3 protein-coding genes are annotated in these 3,819 nt (G+C 44.0%); all 3 read right to left on the reverse strand.

Annotation, left to right across the window (positions count from 1 at the left end):
• Positions 1 to 67: 67 nt before the first annotated feature.
• The 3 genes from murQ to V7654_RS04020 all read right to left on the reverse strand — a co-directional run bounded on the left by murQ (position 68) and on the right by V7654_RS04020 (position 3,596).
• The gene (murQ, locus tag V7654_RS04010) at positions 68 to 982 is read right to left on the reverse strand and encodes an N-acetylmuramic acid 6-phosphate etherase (RefSeq protein WP_335428674.1); all 915 of its coding nucleotides are present in this window, start codon (positions 980 to 982) and stop codon (positions 68 to 70) included.
• Between the two features lies 1 nt (position 983).
• Entirely contained in the window at positions 984 to 2,051 is a 1,068-nt protein-coding gene (locus tag V7654_RS04015) for a DUF871 domain-containing protein (RefSeq protein ID WP_335428675.1), read from the reverse strand.
• Between the two features lie 171 nt (positions 2,052 to 2,222).
• Positions 2,223 to 3,596, reverse strand: a complete 1,374-nt coding sequence (locus tag V7654_RS04020) for a PTS transporter subunit EIIC (RefSeq protein ID WP_335428676.1) — start codon at positions 3,594 to 3,596, stop codon at positions 2,223 to 2,225.
• Positions 3,597 to 3,819: the final 223 nt, after the last annotated feature.

Genomic DNA, 3,819 nt, shown 5'->3' on the forward strand with positions numbered 1-3,819 from the left:
AATCAACAGGGTATTAAAATCAGCATTCAGCTTTAACAGAGACACCCATAATCTATTTTTAAATGCTTTATTGTGCGCTGCCTTTATAATGCTCGCTGATCGCTTCACGGAGGTATCCATCATGCTTGTCTAAAAGGTTTTTCGCTTCGATGCCCTTCAAACCAGTAATGATTTGCAGGATCGCTGCTTTCGTATGATAGTTTTGATCCTTGATTGCTGCTCTTGCTTCCTCGTCAGATGCTCCTGTAGCCATTTTTACGATATTCACTGCGCGGTTATGAAGTTTTTCATTGGTCATCTGGACATCGACCATCAGGTTGCCGTAAACCTTGCCCATTTTAATCATTGATGCTGTAGTAAGCATATTTAAAATGAGCTTCTGTGCAGTTCCAGATTTCATTCTCGTCGATCCTGTAATGACTTCCGGTCCAACGACTGCTGCAATCGTGTAGTCAGAGACTTTTTCCATCTCTGAGTCCTTGCTGCAAACAACAGAAACGGTTACCGCACCTAGCTGATTTGCATATTCCAGTGCGCCGATCGTGTAAGGAGTCCGACCGCTGGCGGCGATACCGACAACGACGTCTTTCGCACAAAGTGAGATTTCTTCCATATCTGTCTGGCCCTGCTGCTTGTCATCCTCGACACCTTCAATCGCTTCTGTCATGGCTTCTTTTCCGCCTGCGATGATCCCGACAACCATACCCGGATCAGTGCCATAGGTAGGAGGACATTCTGATGCATCGATGATTCCGAGACGCCCTGAGGTGCCAGCGCCGACATAAATCAGCCTGCCGCCTTGTTTGAAGGCAGCGACAATCTTGTCGACAACCTCCGAAATGTTCGGAACCTGCCTTGCGAGTACATTCGGAACGAGTGTATCTTCCTGGTTAATGACCGTGATGATTTCTTCTGTGGACATAAGGTCTATATTCATTGTTTTTGGATTTTGCTGTTCTGTATTAAGTTTGGCGATATTCATGTTAATCCCTCACAATAAACTGAAATTTTTGTCCCGCTTTGATGTTTGTAAGCAGGGGAAGATCTGATTCGATGACTTTTCCAATGCAGTTAACTTTCTCATCTCGAGGCAGGTTATTCACTGCAATCTGTAATTCGCCTGCATACCGTCCATATAGGAGATTATCGATCGTAACAGTACCACGTGTTCTTTCTTGCTGATTTTCAGGAACGAGTTGCTTGTCTCCTTTTAACGCATAGGATCGTGATTCAACAGCGCGGATGACATCGCGTGCAGGATCCATTCTGTTTGTCAACGGCTTGCCCATGTATTCTTTTAGCTGCGGCAAGCTCCCGGCTTCAACTCGAAGCGGGACAATCTCCTCTGAGAGTAAAGTGAGCAATTCCAATTGTTCATCTGATACTGAGTGGTCTCCAATCAGGATTTTATCGGTAAAACAAGAAAACTTAAGCTCTGCAGCTGCAACATGAGGCAATTGTCCACGGTGCTCTTCAAGGGTAGGGAGGCCAGCAAAAATAGGTCCGCGCAAATCCTTGTCACCTGGAACGAAGGCCATTGTTGTGATGCCCATCGAGTGAAACATGAAATTTCTTTCGATAAGAAAGGACTTGTCCAAACCGGTTTCAGGCCTTGGGTAAAAATTATGCCATGCTTCCACGTTTTCAGCCTTTAACCCAGCTTCAATCCATGTTAAAAGCTCCTCTTTTGTTACCGTACTCGCATTGATGCCAATTTTCATTTTTTGCGAAAGTTCTACGATTTGTTCGGTCGTAAAACCATAATCAGCCCTAATGCCGGCAAGACCCCATTCAAGCAATTTTTCGTAGCTGTCCCAGTCAAGCTCTAGAAAGCTAAGAGATCGGGGAGAGACATCGGCCATCAGCTCCATATGATGCTGCTTAGCCAGGGCTCCAAGCTCCTGTAAAAGTTCCTTATAATCAGCAGGGTTATCTTCAGGGATATGGAGGGAGGTGAAAATGGACTTCAACCCATATCCAGCAGCTTTTTCAATCCAGGCTGCGTTTTGTTCCATGCGATCTTTATTTAAATAAACGGATATTCCCAGCAATGAAAACCCTCCAATAAGTTACAGTATTCACAATTTAGTTTTAAAAAAATTCAGGAAAATAGCCTGATAGAATAGAAGAAAGGAGGAAAGCAACTCTCCTCCTTTTTTCTTATTTGTCGAGCTTTGGCACTTGTCGTTGCTGAACAAAGTACCAGAGCTTTTCACTTCTTATTAAATATCTTTTGCCATTTCATCCTTGAAGCCAAACGTCCATGTGAAGATGAATCCGAACACATAGGCTACTAATAGGCCAAGTAGATAAAGCAGGATTTGGTTCGTGTGGACAAGGAAAGCAAGTGGGATTCCAGAAACCCCGATTGCGATTGTTGCAATTTTAAAGAATGCCTGGAAAGCTCCACCGACAGCTGCACCAAGACATGCTGTGATGAACGGACGGCCAAGCGGAAGGGTAACCCCGAAAATCAGCGGTTCGCCGATTCCAAGCATCCCAACTGGAAGTCCGCCTTTGATAACCTTTTTCAAGCGTTCGTTCTTCGTCTTGAAGTAAATCGCGAATGCCGCACCGACCTGGCCAGCGCCACCCATTGCCAGGATTGGCAGAAGCGGGTCATCGCCAATAGTATTGATCAATTCCATATGCACCGGAGTTAAGCCCTGGTGCAAACCAGTAACAACAAGTGGAAGGAATGTTCCTGCAAGAATTAATCCTGCGAAGATACCACCCATATCAATCAAACCAAGCAAGCCTTTTGTGATCAGGTCAGAAATGAAACCACCGACAGGCTGAAGTACAAATAATGTGGCAACACCTGTAATCAATAATGATAGTGTAGGAGTAATGATAATATCCAATGATGACGGAACAAATTTACGGATCCGTTTTTCAAGCAATGCGATGAACGCTGCGGCAAGCATAACGCCGATTAATCCGCCTCGTCCAGGAACGAGTGCTTCACCAAATAATGTAATGTTCGCAAGTCCCGGGTTAATGATTAGGATACCGGCTGCACCACCTAATGCAGGCGAGCCTCCAAATTCACGAGCAGTATTGATACCGACGAATACACCAAGGTAGCTGAAGATACCCCAGCCAATCAGGTTAAGAACTTGAACAATCGCTGATTCAGGGTCAGCGCCTGCACGGACGATAACGTTTGTGATACCGGCAATCAAACCTGAAGCGACAATCGCTGGAATTAGTGGAATAAAGATACTTGCGATTCGTCTTAAGAATAATTTGAACGGAGTTGAGTTTTTCTTGTTAAGATCATCCTTCGTGCGGCCAGCCAGCCCTTCAAAAGGATTTGGATCGTTTTCGTCTACAAGACTAGCAGACTTTCCAGTAATCTCAGAAACTTCGTTCGCAACTTTAGTGACAATTCCAGGCCCAAGAATAATCTGCAATGTTTCTTCTTCAACCACACCGAGCACGCCATCAATCTTCTTGATGCCAGCCACATTTACTTTGCTGTAATTTGCAGGCTTGACGCGCAGGCGGGTCATACATGAAGCAACATCTGCAACATTGTCCGAGCCGCCAAGCTGCTCAAGTATCTCTCTTGCCAGGCGTTCTTCATTACGCATGGTGTTTCCCCCTTAATAAATAATAATGTAAAAATAAGTCCAAAAAATGAATTCGCTTACAACTTGATGATAACAAGGACACGTATAGTTGTCTATACCTTTTTTAATAATATTTATCAGTTGGTATTAGTATTAAGTTAAAAGGTTAATACCAGTGTAAAATTACTTTGTAAAATAAAAAAGCACTGATAAAGTTGAAGCTTTATTTTTAAACCCTGTTGAT

Origin of the sequence: Bacillus sp. JJ1609, assembly GCF_036967045.1 — a bacterium.
Taxonomy (GTDB): Bacteria; Bacillota; Bacilli; order Bacillales; family Cytobacillaceae; genus Mesobacillus.